General features: G+C 64.7%; 15 protein-coding genes. 3 read left to right on the top strand and 12 right to left on the bottom strand.

Annotated elements, in window-relative coordinates; all coding sequences use genetic code 11:
- Nucleotides 1–98 precede the first annotated feature (98 nt).
- Entirely contained in the window at nucleotides 99–1139 is a 1041-nt protein-coding gene (dusA, locus tag ACJ7Z0_RS26405; protein WP_434792207.1) for a tRNA dihydrouridine(20/20a) synthase DusA, read from the bottom strand.
- 82 nt (nucleotides 1140–1221) lie between these two features.
- Between dusA and ACJ7Z0_RS26400 the strand changes: the two genes are divergently transcribed.
- Nucleotides 1222–1767: a hypothetical protein gene (locus tag ACJ7Z0_RS26400; protein WP_434792206.1), complete on the top strand. Its 546-nt coding sequence runs from the start codon at nucleotides 1222–1224 to the stop codon at nucleotides 1765–1767.
- A 179-nt stretch (nucleotides 1768–1946) separates the two neighbouring features.
- Here ACJ7Z0_RS26400 and ACJ7Z0_RS26395 read toward each other — a convergent pair whose 3' ends face one another.
- Complete coding sequence (locus ACJ7Z0_RS26395) at nucleotides 1947–2096, bottom strand: hypothetical protein (RefSeq protein ID WP_434792205.1); 150 nt, start codon at nucleotides 2094–2096, stop codon at nucleotides 1947–1949.
- A gap of 281 nt (nucleotides 2097–2377) precedes the next feature.
- Here ACJ7Z0_RS26395 and ACJ7Z0_RS26390 point away from each other — a divergent pair, with 281 nt between their 5' ends.
- On the top strand, nucleotides 2378–2602 hold the full coding sequence (locus ACJ7Z0_RS26390) for a hypothetical protein (protein ID WP_434792204.1): 225 nt from the start codon (nucleotides 2378–2380) through the stop codon (nucleotides 2600–2602).
- 252 nt (nucleotides 2603–2854) lie between these two features.
- Nucleotides 2855–3121, top strand: a complete 267-nt coding sequence (locus ACJ7Z0_RS26385) for a hypothetical protein (RefSeq protein WP_434792203.1) — start codon at nucleotides 2855–2857, stop codon at nucleotides 3119–3121.
- A gap of 13 nt (nucleotides 3122–3134) precedes the next feature.
- Here the strand turns inward: ACJ7Z0_RS26385 and ACJ7Z0_RS26380 are convergent, their stop codons facing one another.
- The 10 genes from ACJ7Z0_RS26380 to fba all read right to left on the bottom strand — a co-directional run bounded on the left by ACJ7Z0_RS26380 (nucleotide 3135) and on the right by fba (nucleotide 17083).
- On the bottom strand, nucleotides 3135–3356 hold the full coding sequence (locus ACJ7Z0_RS26380) for a hypothetical protein (RefSeq protein WP_434792202.1): 222 nt from the start codon (nucleotides 3354–3356) through the stop codon (nucleotides 3135–3137).
- Nucleotides 3357–3618: 262 nt separating this feature from the next.
- Nucleotides 3619–3774, bottom strand: coding sequence for a hypothetical protein (locus tag ACJ7Z0_RS26375; protein WP_434792201.1), 156 nt, complete (start codon nucleotides 3772–3774; stop codon nucleotides 3619–3621).
- A gap of 13 nt (nucleotides 3775–3787) precedes the next feature.
- Nucleotides 3788–4147, bottom strand: a complete 360-nt coding sequence (locus ACJ7Z0_RS26370; RefSeq protein ID WP_434792200.1) for a hypothetical protein — start codon at nucleotides 4145–4147, stop codon at nucleotides 3788–3790.
- A gap of 59 nt (nucleotides 4148–4206) precedes the next feature.
- Complete coding sequence (locus tag ACJ7Z0_RS26365) at nucleotides 4207–4692, bottom strand: hypothetical protein (RefSeq protein ID WP_434792199.1); 486 nt, start codon at nucleotides 4690–4692, stop codon at nucleotides 4207–4209.
- 471 nt (nucleotides 4693–5163) lie between these two features.
- Nucleotides 5164–5394: a hypothetical protein gene (locus ACJ7Z0_RS26360; protein ID WP_431132098.1), complete on the bottom strand. Its 231-nt coding sequence runs from the start codon at nucleotides 5392–5394 to the stop codon at nucleotides 5164–5166.
- A 124-nt stretch (nucleotides 5395–5518) separates the two neighbouring features.
- Complete coding sequence (katG, locus tag ACJ7Z0_RS26355; RefSeq protein WP_434792735.1) at nucleotides 5519–7693, bottom strand: catalase/peroxidase HPI; 2175 nt, start codon at nucleotides 7691–7693, stop codon at nucleotides 5519–5521.
- A 214-nt stretch (nucleotides 7694–7907) separates the two neighbouring features.
- A complete protein-coding gene (locus ACJ7Z0_RS26350; protein WP_434792198.1) occupies nucleotides 7908–9245 on the bottom strand; it encodes an HlyD family type I secretion periplasmic adaptor subunit in 1338 nt (445 codons plus the stop codon).
- A 61-nt stretch (nucleotides 9246–9306) separates the two neighbouring features.
- Nucleotides 9307–11019, bottom strand: coding sequence for a type I secretion system permease/ATPase (locus tag ACJ7Z0_RS26345; RefSeq protein ID WP_434792197.1), 1713 nt, complete (start codon nucleotides 11017–11019; stop codon nucleotides 9307–9309).
- A gap of 52 nt (nucleotides 11020–11071) precedes the next feature.
- Entirely contained in the window at nucleotides 11072–15841 is a 4770-nt protein-coding gene (locus tag ACJ7Z0_RS26340; protein WP_434792196.1) for a beta strand repeat-containing protein, read from the bottom strand.
- A gap of 228 nt (nucleotides 15842–16069) precedes the next feature.
- Entirely contained in the window at nucleotides 16070–17083 is a 1014-nt protein-coding gene (fba, locus tag ACJ7Z0_RS26335) for a class II fructose-bisphosphate aldolase (protein WP_431132106.1), read from the bottom strand.
- Nucleotides 17084–17121 lie beyond the last annotated feature (38 nt).

The raw sequence follows: 17121 nt of genomic DNA, 5'->3' as shown, positions 1-17121 counted from the left end.
CGGTAAATCATTATCATTTTGGAACACTTCGTGTTGCTGAAGTGCAAAGCCTTACCGCAGTTGCGCGCCCCCGGTCAAACGGCGGGCGGTACTACCGGCTAGGCAGCCTGCGCCACGGGCTCGTGCGCCAGCGCCATCACCTCGTGCGGGGGGCGCGTCTTGAGCCGATGGTCGCTCCAGACCTGGCGCCAGCGGCGCGCGCCCGGCAGCCCGTTGCGCAAGCCCAGCATATGCCGCGCAATCGACGACCACTGGGTGCCGTGCTCGGCCGCCTCGCGCACCATGTAGTCGCACATCAGCGACTCCACCTCTTCCCGGGTCAGCGGCTGCGGTGCGGCACCGAAGAACTCCGCGTCCCACTCGGCCAGCCACCAGGGGTTGTGATAGGCCTCCCGCCCGACCATAACGCCATCCAGCAGCCGCAGGTGCTCATGCACCTGCGCAGTGGCCGAAATGCCGCCGTTGATCGAAAAGCCCAGGGCCGGAAAGTCGTGCTTCAGCCGGTGCACGAGTTCGTAGCGCAGGGGCGGAATCTCGCGGTTCTGCTTCGGGCTCAGGCCCTGCAGCCAGGCGTTGCGCGCGTGGACGATGAAAGTGCCGCAACCGGCCTCGCTCACCGCGCCGACAAAATCGCGCACGAAGTCGTAGCTTTCGATCTTGTCGATGCCGATGCGGTGCTTGACCGTGACCGGCAGGCTCGCCGCGTCGACCATCGCCTTCACGCAGTCAGCCACCAACGCCGGTTCGGCCATCAGGCAGGCGCCAAAAGCGCCGCGCTGCACGCGCTCGCTGGGGCAGCCGCAATTCAGGTTGATCTCGTCGTAGCCCCACTCTTCACCGAGCTTCGCGCAGTGCGCCAGGTCGGCGGGCTCGCTACCACCCAGCTGCAGGGCCACGGGGTGCTCTTCGGCGTTGAAACGCAGGTGCCGCGGCACGTCGCCATGGATCAGCGCGCCGGTGGTCACCATCTCGGTATAGAGCAGCGCGTGGCGCGACAGCAGGCGGTGGAAGTACCGGCAATGGCGATCGGTCCAGTCCATCATGGGCGCCACGGAGACGCGCATAGCCTCGGAAGCACGGTCCTCCCGAGGAAAATCAAGGTCTGACGCGGGGTTTCCGCTGTTCTCTTTCGGTGTCATTCGATATCGTTTGTCGCTATTTTCTGGGCTTCGCCGGTACATTTTTGCCACAAATTTGGCTTGTACCAACGAGAGGGACCCCTTGGGCAGCATTACCAAACGCAAGCGCGCGGACGGAAGCGTAGCGCACATGGCTCGAATCCGAATTCGGGAGGACGGTGTCGTCATCCACACGGAGACGGAGACCTTCGACCGTGAGCCGGCCGCCAAGCTCTGGATGAAGAACCGTGAGATCGACCTCGCCAAGCCTGGGGCATTGGAAAAACTCAGGGCACCTGACCCCACTTTTGCCGAAGCCATAGAACCAGCGCGAGAGGCGCCCCACCCTGCCGGCAGTGGCTACGTGAGCGAGCGTTCAACTCGGCGAAGAACTCCGCATCCGGTTCCTGACCATTTGCAACGTCCTGCCCATTCGCCGGGGTTCGTTGAGCATCCTGTTGATTTCTGCGTGGCCATCTTCGGTGATGCGCGTCACGACGGCTGTTCGGGCGACGTTGTACTTGCCGGCCGGGTCCAGTGCTGGCGCAATCTCCGCTTCGATGAGACCGGTCGCTTTCAGGACGCTCACATGCTGGACGTCTTCGGATCTCGTCACCACCTTGGGCAGTGCGACGTGCTGCAGGCTTAGCAAATAGAACAGGGGCATAGCCGTTACCTCTTCGATGCGTTTGTTGTCGAGATTGGGCGCTTGCTCGCGTCGCTCCTTCGTTGGAGAACTCGAAGCTATGCCACTGCCCCGGCCGGCATGTCGGACGCTAACCAGCAACTCTGTAGCCCACCGCTTCATGCTCTCCGGCAGCTCAGCGCTCAGTTGCTGAGCCGCACTGCAAGCAGCACGAGCAAGTACAAAAACACCACGAGCGCACTGACGACAGCGAACTGCGTAGACGACATCCCCACGTCTTCACGCAGCAGATTCATGAAGAAATTTGCCAGCGGCAGGTTGTACGATTCCATACACGTTCTCCAGTGAGGTGGCCAACTGGCGCCGCTTGTTGCCCGTCTTGGAACAAGGCGCTTCGCCGTGAAGTCACTGTAGAAATTGCGCCGCATGTGCACATGAGCGAGACGCACTTTCTCCACAGAGACAATCGTCCGATCAGGTTTACGACTTCCCATGACAAAGTGCCTCCGAGCGGCAGGAACGGTTCGCAGAGACATTGCGATGTGGACTTACGATCTAGCGCGGGCAGATCACCCGGCGTATAAAGGCGCAAGCCCATTGTCCCAAGGTGATCATGATGGCAACAAAGCGGTCAGCGCCTGTGATTGAGAAAGAGCTTGCCGAAATGCGCGAGCAATTGATGAGCCTCGAAAAGATGAGCAAGACCCCATCTTCGGAGCCCGAAAAGAGCGGCCATCCGCCCTTAAAGACGGTCGGAGACAAGAAACTCATCGAGGCGAAGATTGCGGAACTCGAAAGCGAGCTGAAAACCCTGGGCGACGACCCGCCTCTTGAGTAGAAACTCTTCACGCAACGGGCGACGGCGATAGGCCGATCGGCACAGCCACGTTGCGCCAGTGACCGGCCGGCGGCCAAGACACGGTAGGCAGCGCGAAGGCGAGTGCAGCCGATGCTCTGGCTTTCCTTCATCAGTAGGTGCCCGGCCGTGGTCGCCTTCTGGCGAGTAAGCCGCCAAGCATGACATTGCTCCCCTTGTGTGCGCGTCCGAGTGGCGCATACTGCCCTGCGGAAGCACTCACCTTGACCAGCCATGAACATTTCTCCGGCGCGCGACCCCGCCGACCCGCCTGCTGCTCCACCCGATTGGACCATCGAGGTGGGGGCTGAGCCTGTGGGCGAAGGCATCTACTTCTTTGCCGATGTGAAGCGGGCCGGGAAGGTGATGTTCCGGGTCGGCGTCTGCGGTGTGCCCGAAGAGGAAAAGGCGAAGAAACTGCTCGCGGCCAAGGCGCGCGAATGGATCGCCGAATTCCTGATCCGAGAACAGCAATCCGGTGCGGCATCTCAAAATTGCTGAGCTGGTCCGACTGCTAGTCCTCTTCGTCGAGTAGATCCAGTTTTGGATCTTCCATGCGTGATTGAAGTGCCAGGCACCCGGCCTCCCAGGCGTCCTTGGATGTGATGAAGCTGAGATCCGAGCGCGTGAAGAGCTCGAAGTCAGGTGCGTCATTGAAGGACTCGCGCAGCACCCATTCGAACGCTCCAGACCGGAGCATCTCAACCTCCAGTACAAGAAAGCGGGAGCGGCTCATGCAAGCAATGCTGGGCCGGCACATCGCTTTTACCGTCGGCCGGCGCCTTCGTTCGGTGCAAGGAAAGCTCGCCGCTCCTTCCGACTCCATTCATTCCGGCCTCCGGAAGGCTCTTTGTCGTGGGCAGCAGCAGTGAGGGCATTTGTCTCCCCGGAAAAAGGTGCGTACCGCTCATGCGCGCGTGCGGCGCAATTCCTACAGTGACTTCACGACGAAACGCTTTGTTCCAAGACAGCCAAACAAGCGGCGCCGGTTGTCCACCTCACTGGAGAACGCACATGGAACGCAACCTGCTACCGGGAAATTTCTTCATGGTGTTCTTGTATTTGCTCGCGCTGCTTGCTGTGCGGTTCATCAGCTGAACCTGAAGCTGAAGCTGCCGATCCGGGCTGAAGAACGAGCTGCCGTTGGCGGTCAAGGCCCAGGCGTCCCTAACTCGCAATCAGGACGCGAACAAGAATGACGAGGAACCCAGCAGCAACGAGCGCGGTAACTGCCGTCGCCATGAGGTCGGGCAATCTTTCGTCCGCGTCTTGTCGTGTCGGCGCGGCGTTGGCGTGAGGTTTTGACGCGGCCGAGTCAACAGCGGTGCTGAACGGGTTGTAGAGCGCGCCACCATGGCTGACCAAGCCAGACGCGTCGGCGCCGGCTGATTGTTCGATCCGATCGGCTTCGACGGAGGACGGCTTCTGAGCTTCGGCTGCGAACACCGGTGCACCCGCGGTTGCAGACAGGGCTGCCAGGCAAAGACCTGCAAGCGCTAGGCGCGTTTTACGTTGTCGATGCGCCACGACTGTGTCCTTGGTGTGGCCCCGGGCTTGCCCAGGGCCGTTTCGACGCGGTCTCTTGCTTAATTGGGACAAGAGCCAGGGATGCTCAAGAAGTTTCTGGAGAAGGTGCCAGTTGGCACAATCGAGACACCGTTGGTCAGATCAGAGAGCAGCACGTCCGTGTATCTGACGCATGCCACTACGAGATCTTGACCATTTGGGCACGAAAAATTGCCCTCGTCCGGAGGGCCGGCTTCCAAGGTTCCCCTCACTCGGCCGTTCTTGGTGGCTGAGAAAGTATTGTCAGCACGCACGGCTCCCGAGACGGAGGTCTTGTTGCTGGCGCTCGGATTCTTTCCCCCGCGGTTGATGCACGCGTACACCGCCGAACCTTGAGCAGTAAGGCTTTCAACCACTGTTGCGTTCGCCACTCCGGCTTCATCAAAACTGACCACCAGCGCCCCATTCGAATTGACGGATGCATCGGCACTGAAAAAGTGTGCCGCGGCGAGCGCCTGTCCTGCTCCAAACGTCAACGCTGCCGCTATTAGTAATGACTTTTTCATATTGGCTCTCCAAGTTAGTTTGAATAATCATCTGTTCTTGGGTGCGTCTCGGTGCTGGCGATGAGGTCAACGTCGCGGCGTCCGGAGAACGCGCGGATACTGAACTTAATAATTAAGTCTGACAATTACCCAACGGAGTAGGCGCGAGCGGAACTTATCCCTGCAGCAGCACGCAACAGGTTTTCGACGTCATTTCCTCGCGTGCGCAATCTCGTTGCTTTGCGAGACGGGGGCCGCGTGGCTGTACCGTCCTCTAAGGCTTCAACAGAAGCATTGCAACTCAATACTTGTTGGCGCCAGGAGTCGGAACGCGGTGCATGTTGGACCCGCCTGGCGTCAATTGCACGCGTTGTAGCTGGTTACGACAGTTTCTTCCCGTCCGTCAAGAACGGAGGCCTTCCATTGGAAGCCGAATGTGCGGGCGCTGTCTGCGCCGGTTGAAGGGCGCTGCGAACTCCGCCCAGACGTCCCCTAGATCAATGCCCGCAATCGGCGCTGGGCACGGTCGAGCCCGACGACCAGCCGGTTCTCGATACTTTCCGCCTCCGTGATCCGCTCATCGAGCCATGCTGCATCCGTGCATCCCACTTGGGACATCTTCTGCATCATGACGCCGATGAGGGCGTTTTGATCTGAGATCAATCCATCCCAGAGGTCAACATCCGCCTGGGCGCCTTGTATTTCTACGTAGCTGGCCGTCATCGTTGTCTCCTGCGCTTGTCTCCTGCGCTTTTCTGCATAGGCGTAGCGGCGCCAAATTGCGCCGCCCTCGCAACGGCGACTGCTTCCAGCTACTGCATCGAATCGGTAACCGCGAGGATTGTCTTTAGCCCATGTTGAAGCGGCCAAGGTTCATTACCTTGGTCCACGCCGCGATGAAGTCCCGCGCGAACTTCTCTTCTGCGTCCGCGCTGCCGTACACCTCGGCCAGAGCGCGCAGCACTGAATTGGAGCCGATGGCCAGATCCACGCGCGTCGCGCTGCCCTTGCGCTCGCTCGTCTTGCGGTCAACTCCCTCGTACAGGTTGTTCTCGCCGGGCACAGCCTTCCAGGTCGTGTTCAGGTCGAGCAGGCGCACGAAGAACTCGTTGGTCAGCGCGTGCTCCTTCTGGCTGAAGATGCCGTGCTTGGTAGCGCCGACGTTGGCGCCCAGTGCGCGCATGCCGCCCACCAGCACCGTCATCTCGGGCGCCGTCAGCGTCAGCAGCTGCGCCTTGTCGATCAGCAGCGCGTCGGCAGGAACCGCATAGTCCTTCTTCAGGTAGTTGCGAAAGCCGTCGGCCACGGGCTCGAGCACCTTCATGGATTCCACGTCGGTCTGCTCCTGCGACGCATCCATGCGGCCCGGGGTGAAGGGCACCGTCAGGTTGTGACCCGCGTTCTTGGCGCCCTGCTCGACGGCGGCGCAGCCGGCCAGCACGATCAGGTCGGCCATCGAGACCTTCTTGCCACCCGTTTGCGCCTTGTTGAACTCGCCCTGGATTCCTTCCAGCGTCTTGAGCACCTTGGCCAGCCTGGTCGGCTCGTTGACTTCCCAGTCCTTCTGAGGCGCCAGGCGGATGCGGCCGCCATCGGTGCCGCCCCGCATGTCGGAGCCGCGGAAGGTCGCGGCCGAAGCCCAGGCCGTCAGCACCAGGTCGGACACCGACAGGCCCGGGGCCAGGATCTTGGCCTTGAGCGCCGCAACGTCCTTGTCGTCGATCAGGGGATGGTCGACCTTCGGGATCGGGTCTTGCCAGATCAGCTCTTCGGCGGGCACTTCCGGACCCAGGTAGCGCGAGCGCGGGCCCATGTCGCGATGCGTCAGCTTGAACCAGGCACGCGAGAAGGCGTCGGCGAACTGCTCGGGGTGCTCGAGGAAGCGCCGCGAGATCTTTTCGTAGGCGGGGTCCAAGCGCAGCGAGAGGTCGGTGGTCAGCATGGTGGGCACGCGCGTCTTCGACTTGTCGTGGGCATCCGGAATGTCCGCCGCAGCGCCCTTGGCCTGCCACTGTCCGGCGCCGGCCGGGCTCTTGACCGGCTCCCACTCGAACTTGAACAGGTTCTCGAAGAAGTGGTTGCTCCACTGCGTCGGCGTCTGCGTCCAGGTGACTTCGAGGCCGCTGCTGATCGCATCGCCGGCGATGCCGCTGGCGTGGGTGCTCTTCCAGCCCATGCCCATTTCTTCCAGGTCGGTCGCTTCCGGGACCGAGCCGACGAGGTCCGCCGGACCAGCGCCGTGGGTCTTGCCAAAGGTGTGGCCGCCGGCAATCAAAGCAACGGTTTCCTCGTCGTTCATCGCCATGCGGGCGAAAGTCTCGCGGATGTCCCGCGCCGCCGAGACCGGGTCGCCGTTGCCGTTCGGACCTTCGGGGTTGACGTAGATCAGACCCATCTGAACAGCCGCAAGGGGGTTCTCCAGGTCGCGGTCGCCGGTGTACCTCTTGTCTTCGAGCCAGGTTGTCTCATTACCCCAGTAGACGTCCTGGTCGGGTTCCCACGTGTCCGGGCGGCCGCCGCCGAAGCCGAAGGTCTTGAAGCCCATGGATTCCAGGGCCACGTTGCCGGTCAGGATCATCAGGTCGGCCCACGAGATCTTGCGGCCGTACTTCTGTTTGATCGGCCACAACAGGCGCCGGGCCTTGTCGAGGTTGACGTTGTCGGGCCAGCTGTTGAGCGGCGCAAAGCGTTGCTGGCCCCGGCCGCCGCCGCCACGCCCGTCGCCGGTACGGTAGGTACCGGCGCTGTGCCAGGCCATGCGGATGAACAGGGGCCCATAGTGGCCGAAGTCCGCCGGCCACCAGTCCTGCGAGTCCGTCATCAGCGCACGCAAATCCTTCTTCAGCGCCTCGTAGTCGAGGCTCTTGAATTCCTTCGCGTAATTGAAGTCCTTGCCCATCGGATCGGACTTGGAGGAGTGTTGGTGAAGCAGGTCCACCCGCAACTGGTTAGGCCACCAGTCACGATTGACAGGGCCGCGGCCGACCGCATGGTGGACGGGGCACTTGGCTTCCGTTTGTATCTGGCTCATGGGGCGTCTCCAACTTTGAATGAGATCTGTGATTCTGGATGTTGCACGCACGAATATGCAAAAGCTTTGGCTATGACGGCCATAGGGCATTACCACGCTGACAGACCGTGGGCGCAACAAGGCAGGCGGGGCAAGCTGATGAATGATCCGCTCGATACCGGCGCGTTGCAAGCCGCGTCGGTCAGTCGACACCCGGCACGACGCGTCAACGCTCGCGCGCGGCGCGGCGCAGCACCTCGGTGATCGGCTCCAACAGGTACTGGAGCGCGGTGCGCTCGTCCCCCTGCAGGTAGATCTCGGCCGGCATTCCGGCCAGCAGCTTCAGGTCTCCCGCCGTCGCGAGCGAAGCCGCATCGGCCTCGACCAGCACCGAGTAGTAGGGAGCGCTGGTCGCCCGGTCGATCAGGCGGTCGCCCGACACATAGACCACCTTGCCATGCACCAGCTGCGTGGTGCGGTACTTGAACGCCGTGAAGCGGATCTCGGCCGGCTGCCCGCGCTGGATCCGGCCGATGTCTTCGGGACGGACGCGCGCATCGGTCACCAGGCGGGTGTCGTCGGGCACGACGTCGGCAATGGTCTCGCGGGGGGGGATCACTGCGCCGGGCGTCGAATACTTCAGATCGATGATCTCGCCGCTGGCCGGCGCCGTGATCACCTGCCGCGCCGAGGCGTCGGCCGACTTGCGCCGCTCCTGCTCGATTTCCGCCAGCCGGGCCGCCGTGACCTTGAGCTGGTCGCTCGCCTGCTGGCGGTAGTCGCTCTCCAGCGAGCGGATGCGCAGATCGGCATCGACCGTGCGCTGCTCGGCGCGCGCGAGCTCCGCGCGCCGCTCCTCGATCTTCACGCCGTAGTCGGCCACAGTGCCTTCGAGCTGCGCAATGCGCGCGGCCGAGATGAAGCCGTCCTTGAGCAGCTTGCGGTTGGTTTCCAGATCGTTTTTCTGGAACGTCATCGACTCGCTCGCCCGCATGATCTGGGCGCGCAGTGCGACGATTTCCTCGGCCACTTTCTCGCGTTGCGAGCGCAAGAGGCGCACCTGCCCCACCAGCGCATCACGCCTTGCCTCGAACAGTGCGTGCTCCTTGTCCAGCTGCGCGGCCAGGCGCGGATCGGCTGCCGCGGTCTCGACCACGTCGGGCGGGAAGACGATCGCGCGCGCCATCGTCTGCTCCGCGTCGAGCCGCGCGAGGCTGGCACGCTCGGTCTTGACGCGGTGGTCCAGCCGGTTCCTGTCGGCATCGACCGAGACGTCGCCCAGCACCAGCAAGGGCTCCCCCTGCCGCACATGCTGGCCGTCGCGCACCAATACTTCGCGCACCATGCCGCCTTCGGCATGCTGCACCGGGCGCCGGTTCAGGTCCACCTTCACATGGGCCTGCGCCACCACGGCGGACGACAGCGGCGCGAAGCTCAGCCAGGCGGCCGCCGGCAGCAGGCCGCAAACCAGCACGGCCAGGCCCCAGTGCGCCAGGCGACGCGCTTCGCGCACATGGAGCGCCAGGGGGTCATTGGCCGCGATCGCAAGCGCCGAATGATTCATCGGACAACCTCCGTGCTGCGCACTGCGGTGCGAGCTTGCTTGGGGCGGCCCGGCGCGGCGCTCATGACACCTTCTCCGCAGCGCGCGCCGGCATCATGACCACCTGGGCGCCGCCCTGGTTCTGGCCCGGACGCCGGATCGCCTGCATCACGTCCGCCACCGGCCCGTATTGCTTGACGCGGCCGGCTTCCAGCACCATCAGTTTGTCCATGTGCTGCACCAGCGCGCTGCGGTGCGTGACGACGATCACCGTCACCTGGCCGCGCAGCGCCTTCAGGGCCTCGCCCAGCGCCAGTTCGCCCGCCCCGTCCAGGTTGGAGTTGGGCTCGTCCAGCACCAGCAGCTTCGGGTTGCCATAGAGCGCGCGTGCCAGCGCAATGCGCTGGCGCTGGCCCGGCGACAGCATCACGCCCATGTTGTCGACGACGGTGTCGTAGCCCTCGGGCAGCGTCAGGATCAGCGCATGCACGCCGGCACGCTGCGCCGCTTGCACGACTTTGTCCGGGTCGACCTCGCCCAGCCGCGCGATGTTGTCGGCAACGGTGCCGGCGAACAGCTCGACATCCTGCGGCACATAGCCCAGCCAGGGGCCGAGTTCCTCGCGCGGCCATTGCGCGATGTCGACGTCGTCCAGCCGCACGACACCTGCGTGGGGCCGCCACAGGCCGGTCAGCAGGCGCACCAGCGTCGACTTGCCCGCACCGCTGGCGCCGGTGATGGCCAGCGACTCGCCAGGCTCCAGGCTCAGCGACACGCCAGCGAGAATCATCCGCTCGCCCTGCGCAGGCCGGAACACGAGGCCTTCCGCGTGCAGGCGGCCCTTCGGTGCCGGCAGCGCCATGCGTTGCGGCTGGCGCTCGGCGGCGCCCAGCACCTCGGACAGGCGCGCGAAGGCCAGGCGCCCCTCGGCCAGCACGCGCCAGCTCCCCACCACCTGTTCGACCGGCGCCAGCGCCCGGCCGAGCAGGATGGTGCAGGCCACCAGGATGCCCGGCGTGCCTTCGCCCGTGATGACGAGGTAGGCGCCCAGTGCCTGCAACAGCACCTGCACCGCCTGGCGCGTGGTGCGCGTGAGCGCAGCCATTGCCACCGACTTGCGCGCGGTCGGGCCTTGCAGCGCGGCGACACCGGCGTTGAGAGTCCGCCAGCGCCCGATCACCGCATCCCCCATTCCGAGCGACTGCGCCAGCTCCGCGTTCTGCATCGACGATTCGAGGTAGCGCGTGGCCCGGGCGGCTTCTTTCTGCAGGGCTTCGATATCGCGGCGCGTGAGGCGGTCGTTCAGCACGGCAAGGACGAGCATCAGCACCGACGCGGCGGCGGCAGCCATGCCCAGCATCGGATGCGCCAGCCAGATGACCGCGACATAAACGAATGCCCATGGCACATCGAACAGGGCCAGCAGCCCCTGGGAGGAAAACAGGTTGCGCAGCGCCGCGACGTCGCGCAAGCCTTCCGAGGGCGCGCGCTCGGCACGGCGCGCCGTGTGGGCCAACATGACCTTGGCCACCACCGGAGACAGCTGCTCGGCAATCAGGTTGCCCGCGACGCCCTGCAGCCGGCTGCGCAGGTAGTCCAGCAGCAGCATCAGGCCGAGCGCCACGCCGACGCCCAGCAACAGCACCACCAGCGTCTCCCGACTTTGACTCGTCAGCACCCGGTCGAAAACCTGCAGCATGAAGAGCGCGGGCGCCAACAGCAGCAGGTTCACGAAGAACGAGAAGCCGCCGACAAAGAGAAGCGGTCGCTTGAGCAGCTGGAGAAGAGGCTTCATGTCGATGTCCCTCGCGTGCTGCCGCCCGCATCCGCGGGCGGCTGGCGCAAGGTCACTGGCCGACCTTGATGTCGTTGCTGTCGAAGGTGTCGGCCGGGTTGCTCAGCGTCAACGTCGCCACCAGCGTGCGGTTGGCGGCGCTCAGGCCGTCTGCGTCGTAGTACAGGTTGCCCGTGGCGCTGTCGTAGATCACATGCACGCCCGCGCCCACCGCGTCTCCCGCACCACCGCCGTTCGAGGACGCGAACTCGGCCGCCGACAGCGTGCTTCCGCTTGCGGTCGAAAGGGCCGTGAAGGTGCCGAGCGACAGCTCGACCAGGTCGCCGCTCGCCGCCGATCCCGAGGCATTGAAGTCTGTGACCGAATCCACCGCATTGGGTGCCGAGTCGAAGACGAAGGTGTCGTTATCGGCGCCGCCGGTGAGTATGTCGGCACCGGTCCCGCCAGCGATGCGGTCGTCGCCTGCAAGGCCGTTGATCACATCGTTGCCGCCGCCGCCGCGCAATTGGTCGTTCAACGCCGAACCGGTGATCGCGTCGGCGAAGGCCGTGCCGATGACGCCCTCGAAGTTCTTGTAGCCGTCGGTGCCGAGCCCGACGGCGCTGGCATTGAAGCTTGTCGTGCTGCTGCTTTGCGTCAGCGTGAACACGAGGCCGGCCGTGCCGTCGGAGAAGTCGAGCAGGTCACCGGCGCCCCCCGCTCCGTCGAGCGTGTCGTTACCGCCGCCGCCGCGGAGGACGTCGTTCGAGGCACTGCCGGTGAGAGTGTCGGCGACGGCTGTGCCGATGACGCCCTCGATGTTTCTGTAGGTATCGTTCCCGAGCGAACCAGGACCGTTGAAGACGGTATTGCCGCTGGACTGCGTCAGCGTGAAGGCGATGCCGTTGAGACCGTCGGAAAAGTCGATGAGATCCTCCGTACCGGCCCCGCCATCGATTTCGTCGTTGTTGTTCCCCCCGCGCAGCACATCGTTCCCGGCTCCGCCGTCGAGGGTGTCGACGTTCTCGCCGCCGATCAGCAGGTCCGAACCCGCGTTGCCGAATAACTGATCGTTGCCGTTGCTGCCGACGAGAACCGCCTGGAAAGCGCCATCGCGCAGGGTGTCGCCTCCCGTCTTGCCGTCGATATAGGCGCCTTGATAGGCAGAGACGCCGGTGAGGTCGACGGTGTTCGCGCCCGAAGTCGTGTCCAGCACGTTCAGCGTGACGGAGCCGGTCGCACTCCCCCCGGCGCCGTCGCTGAGCGTGTAGCTGAGCGTGACGACGGTCGGGCTGCCGACCGTGCCGCCGGTCGCCCCGGTGGTGAACGAGAAGGTTCCGTCGGCGTTGATGGCGATCGGAGTGGCCAGCGCCCCCGTCACGACGCTGATTGCCGTCACGCTGAGCGCAGCACCATCGATGTCCGTGTCATTGGCCAGCAGCACGCTGGTCGACAGCGTCACGGCGGTGTTGTTCGACACATAGAGCACATCGCTGGCGGTGACCGGATTCACATTCACCACGTTGACGGTGATGCTCGCCGTATCGGTCGCGCTCGAGAACGCGGAGCTGCCTCCGTTCGTCACGGTGCTCACCGTGGTTCCCGCGGTGCCGCTCGTCTGGTCCCAGGCGCGGAAGGTGATGCCATCGCTGACCGTCCCGCTGAAGTTCGAATTCGCCTGGAAGTAGACACGCGTGTTCGCGTCCGCGGCCAACAGCAGTGCGGACGCGTCCGACACCGCCCCCACCGCGACCCAGTTGGTGCCGCCGTCGGTGGAATACCACCAGCTTCCGTTGACGGCATTCGCGCCCGTCAACGCGATACCGGTGGTCGCGCCGTTGTCCGCATCGCTCACGTTGTCCAAGCCGCCGCTCGGCGGATTCAGATTCACCAGGCTCGATACGAGCGTCCCGACGGCCCCGGCCGGTGCGCCGGCACCCTGGTCGACCGATGCCAGAGCGGGTGTCGCGGCGGCGCTCAGGACGGGTGCATCGTTGGTGCCGGCGATGGTCACGGTCACCAGTTGGCTGGCAGTGCCGTCGGACGAGACCGCAGTGAAGCTGTCGCTGAACGATTGGCCTGCGGCCAGCTGCTGGATCGCTGCCTGGCTGTTGTTGGCGGTGTAGGTCCAGTTGCCGTCGGCCAGCAGGTTGAAGCTGCCGTAGCCGTTGCTACCCGCGGTGCTCACTTGAGGCACGAAGCTCGACTGGCCCGCATCCACATCAGCGATCGTCAGCGCACCGCTGGTGCTCAGGTTCGGCGTCGAGGCATCCTCGGTCACCGCACCGCTGGCGACGCCGCCGATCACCGGCACATCGTTGGTCCCGGTGATGGTCACGGTCACGAGCTGGCTGGCGGCGCCATCCGACGACACCGCAGTGAAGCTGTCGCTGATCGATTGACCTGCGCCCAGCTGTTGGATCGCATTTTGGTTGTTGTCGGCCGCATAAGTCCAAGTGCCGTCGGCCGCCAGCGTGAAGCTGCCATAGCCGCTGCTGCCGCCAGTGCTCGCTTGAGGCGCGAAGTTCGACTGGTCCGCATCCACATCGGCGATCGTCAGCGCGCCGCTGGCCGCGAGGCTGCCACCAGACACCGCAACGTCTTCTTGCACTGCGCCGCTGGCCACACCAGCAATCACCGGCACGTCATTGGTTCCGGTGATGGTCACGGTCACGAGTTGGCTGGCGGTCCCGTCGGACGACACAGCGGTGAAGCTATCGCTGATCGACTCGCCGGCGCCCAACTGCTGGATCGCTGCCTGGCTGTTGTTGGCGGTGTAGGTCCAGTTGCCGTCGGCCGCCAGCGTGAAGCTGCCGTAGCCGTTGCTGCCGGCAGTGTCGGGCTGGGCTGTGAAGCTGGACTGTCCTGCATCGACATCGGCGATCGTCAACGCACCGCTGGTGCTCAGATTCGGCGTCGAGTCATCTTCGCTCACTGCCCCGCTGGCCACACCACCAATCACCGGCACATCGTTGGTCCCGGTGATAGTCACCGTCACCACCTGGCTGGCGCTGCCATCGGAGGAGACTGCAGTAAAGCTGTCGCTGATCGACTGGCCAGCGCCCAGCTGTTGGATCGCCACCTGGCCATTGTTGGCCGTGTAGGTCCAGTTGCCGTCGGCTGCCAATGCGAAGCTGCCGTATCCGCTGCTGCCGAGGACGCTCGCCTGTGGCGCGAAGTTCGACTGGCCCTGGTCGATATCAGTGATCGTCAGCGCACCACTGGTGCTCAGGTTCGGCGCCGAGTCATCTTCGGTCACCGCCCCGCAGGCCACGCCGCCGATCACCGGCACGTCGTTGGTCCCGGTCACCGTCACGGTGATCTGCTGCTGGGCCGTGCCGCCGTGGCCGTCGTCGATGCTGACGATGAAGGTCTCCGTCGCCGTCTGGTCCTGGGCCAAATATTGCGTCGCCGCGTTGGCGACGCTGTAGGTCCAGTTCACCGTGCCGTCGCCCGCGCCCGTGGCCGCATCGCTGACGTCGGCCGTCAAGACCCCGCCCAGCGTGTTGCCCGCACCGACCGCCACGCTGACGCCGTGCGCATCGCTCAGGTCCACGTCGTCGAAGGTGATCGTGCCGCTGTCGCTCAGGGTTGGCTCGGCCGCATCCTCGGTCACTGCCGCAGCCGCATCGGCCGCGCCGATCGTCGGTGCGTCGTTGGTGCCGGTGATGGTCACGTCGATCTGCCGGGTGACGATGCCGCCGTGCTGGTCGTCGACCGTGATGGTGAAGCTCTCGACCCGGGTCTCGCCCGCGGCCAGGTACTCGACGGCCGTGGCGTCCACGGTATAGGTCCAGGTGAGTTGGCCGCCCGTGCCGGTCCCCGTGGTGTCGCCGTCCTTCACCGCGGTCAGGCTGCCCAGCACGCTGCCGACCGGCGTGCCGGTGGCGCTCACCAGGTGCACATCGCTCAGGTCCAGGTCGCTGAAGCCGATGACGCCGCTGTCGCTGAGCGTGCCTGCCGGCGCGACCTGCTCGGTCACCGCACCCACCAGGTCCTGGGCCGTGATGACCGGACCATCGTTGCTGCCGGTGATGGTGACGGTCACCGTGGCAAGTCCGGTCCCGCCATCGGCGTCGGTCACCTCGTAGCTGAAGGTGTCGGTTGCGCTCTCGCCCGCGGCCAGGTACTGAAAATCGGTTGCATGGGGCTGGTATTGGAAGTACCAGGTCGACGGATCGCCCATCGCCGGCTGAACGAGCGTCACCGTCCCGTGGGCCGGCGCCGAGGCCATCGCCAAGCTCTTGACCAGGTCCGGAACCGAATCGTTCTGCAGCACATGGATCTGGATCCCCGGGCCGTCTTCGGTTGTCGTGGCCGCGTCGCCCAGCGCGTTCACCGCCTCGTTGGCCGGATTCATCTCGACCCCGTCCACAAGGATTGCCAGGGTTTCGGTCATCTGGACGGTCAACGTGGACGACCCGAACCTGAAAACGAAATCGCTGGCCGAAGCATTGGAAACCTCGCCGGTCTTCGCGTTGGTCACGGCCGCAAGATGGGCCAGATAGGCGGCGATCTGCGTCTGGGTGGAAGACTCCAGCCACTGGGCCCGCGTGAACTGGAGCTGGAGCGTATCGACGCCCGCCCCGCCCGTGTAGACGTCCTTGGTGCCCGCCGCGATGTTTTCGCTGACGTTGTAGATCAGGGTGTCGCTCCCCGATCCCCCGTTGAGCTGGTCACTGCCGCTGCCGCCATCGAGCGTGTCGCTTCCCGCGCCACCATTCAGCGAATCGCTCCCGGCTCCGCCGCTGACGGTGTCGTCCCCGTTGCCGCTGTTGATGGTGTCGCTTCCGGCCGTGCCGGTGAGAAGGTCGCTGCCGTTGGAGCCGGTAATCGTGGTCATGTGCTTCCTTGGTGAACGCCGGCGGGCCGGCGCGTTTCGTCTCGACGTTGATCCGTTTGTTGGCAATTGGATCGCGCCGCCGACGCGGGCACATGGAAGGAATGTCCTTTCCTTCTCCTTCTATAAGTACTGGAACGGCCCAGAAAAGCCTGGGGCATTTGTCCTGCTGAAGCGTCAACCAGCCCCGCGCCGGACGGCCAGGTGCACGGGGCCTTGAAGCCGGCGCCGCTACAGCGCCACGGGCCTGATCCTCGCCGCCATGCCCGCGCTACCGAAGGCCTGGAACCGATCGATGCAGAGATCGCGCGCGGCTGCCGTGGCTTCCTTCAGAAACTTGCGCGGGTCGAACTCGCTGCGGTCGCTGCCCATGGCGCGGCGCATGGCGCCGGTCATGGCCAGGCGGATGTCGGTGTCGATGTTGACCTTGCGCACCCCGTGCCGGATGCCTTCCTGGATCTCCTCCACCGGCACGCCGTAGGTTTCCTTGATGTCGCCGCCGTAGTCGCGAATCACCGCCAGCCATTCCTGCGGCACGGATGAAGAGCCGTGCATCACCAGGTGCGTCTTCGGAATGCGCGCGTGAATGTCCTTGATGCGGTCGATCGCGAGGATGTCGCCGGTCGGCTTGCGGCTGAACTTGTAGGCGCCGTGCGAGGTGCCGATGGCAATGGCCAGTGCATCCACGCCAGTGCGCGACACAAAATCGGCCGCCTGCTGCGGATCGGTCAGGAGCTGGTCGTGCGACAGCACGCCCTCGGCGCCACTGCCGTCTTCCTCGCCAGCCATGCCTGACTCGAGCGATCCGAGGCAGCCCAGTTCGCCTTCGACCGAGACGCCGACCGCCTGCGCCATTTCGACCACGCGGCGGGTCACGTCCACGTTGTAGTCGTAGCTGGCCGGGGTCTTCGCGTCTTCCATCAGCGAGCCGTCCATCATCACGCTGGTGAAGCCCGAGCGGATGGCCTGCATGCACATCGACGGGCTGGCGCCGTGGTCCTGGTGCATCACGATCGGGATCCCGGGGTACATCTCGACCGCGGCCTCGACCATCTTGCGGAGGAACGGTTCGCCCGCGTATTTGCGTGCACCCGCCGAGGCCTGCAGGATGACCGGGCTGTCGGTTTTTTTCGCGGCCTGCATGATGGCCTGGATCTGCTCCAGGTTGTTGACGTTGAACGCCGGCACGCCGTACTGATGCTCGGCGGCGTGGTCCAGCAGTTGACGCAGCGAAATCATGGCCATGGGGGAAGCTCCTGTGGATGTTGGAAATGGGTGTGGAA

The organism is Variovorax palleresanus, assembly GCF_051144945.1.
Classification (GTDB): domain Bacteria; phylum Pseudomonadota; class Gammaproteobacteria; order Burkholderiales; family Burkholderiaceae_C; genus Variovorax; species Variovorax paradoxus_S.
The sequence above is the reverse complement of the archived record's forward strand: the minus strand, read 5'-3'. Positions and strand labels throughout refer to the sequence as shown.

Excerpts from the sequence above, each read along its gene's own strand:
- fba (WP_431132106.1), bottom strand. The coding sequence starts at position 17,083 with ATGGCCATGATTTCGCTGCGTCAACTGCTGGACCACGCCGCCGAGCAT.
- ACJ7Z0_RS26395 (WP_434792205.1), bottom strand. The coding sequence starts at position 2,096 with ATGGAATCGTACAACCTGCCGCTGGCAAATTTCTTCATGAATCTGCTG.
- ACJ7Z0_RS26390 (WP_434792204.1), top strand. The coding sequence starts at position 2,378 with ATGATGGCAACAAAGCGGTCAGCGCCTGTGATTGAGAAAGAGCTTGCC.
- ACJ7Z0_RS26365 (WP_434792199.1), bottom strand. The coding sequence starts at position 4,692 with ATGAAAAAGTCATTACTAATAGCGGCAGCGTTGACGTTTGGAGCAGGA.
- dusA (WP_434792207.1), bottom strand. The coding sequence starts at position 1,139 with ATGACACCGAAAGAGAACAGCGGAAACCCCGCGTCAGACCTTGATTTT.
- ACJ7Z0_RS26385 (WP_434792203.1), top strand. The coding sequence starts at position 2,855 with ATGAACATTTCTCCGGCGCGCGACCCCGCCGACCCGCCTGCTGCTCCA.
- ACJ7Z0_RS26360 (WP_431132098.1), bottom strand. The coding sequence starts at position 5,394 with ATGACGGCCAGCTACGTAGAAATACAAGGCGCCCAGGCGGATGTTGAC.
- ACJ7Z0_RS26380 (WP_434792202.1), bottom strand. The coding sequence starts at position 3,356 with ATGAGCCGCTCCCGCTTTCTTGTACTGGAGGTTGAGATGCTCCGGTCT.
- ACJ7Z0_RS26345 (WP_434792197.1), bottom strand. The coding sequence starts at position 11,019 with ATGAAGCCTCTTCTCCAGCTGCTCAAGCGACCGCTTCTCTTTGTCGGC.
- ACJ7Z0_RS26350 (WP_434792198.1), bottom strand. The coding sequence starts at position 9,245 with ATGAATCATTCGGCGCTTGCGATCGCGGCCAATGACCCCCTGGCGCTC.
- ACJ7Z0_RS26340 (WP_434792196.1), bottom strand. The coding sequence starts at position 15,841 with ATGACCACGATTACCGGCTCCAACGGCAGCGACCTTCTCACCGGCACG.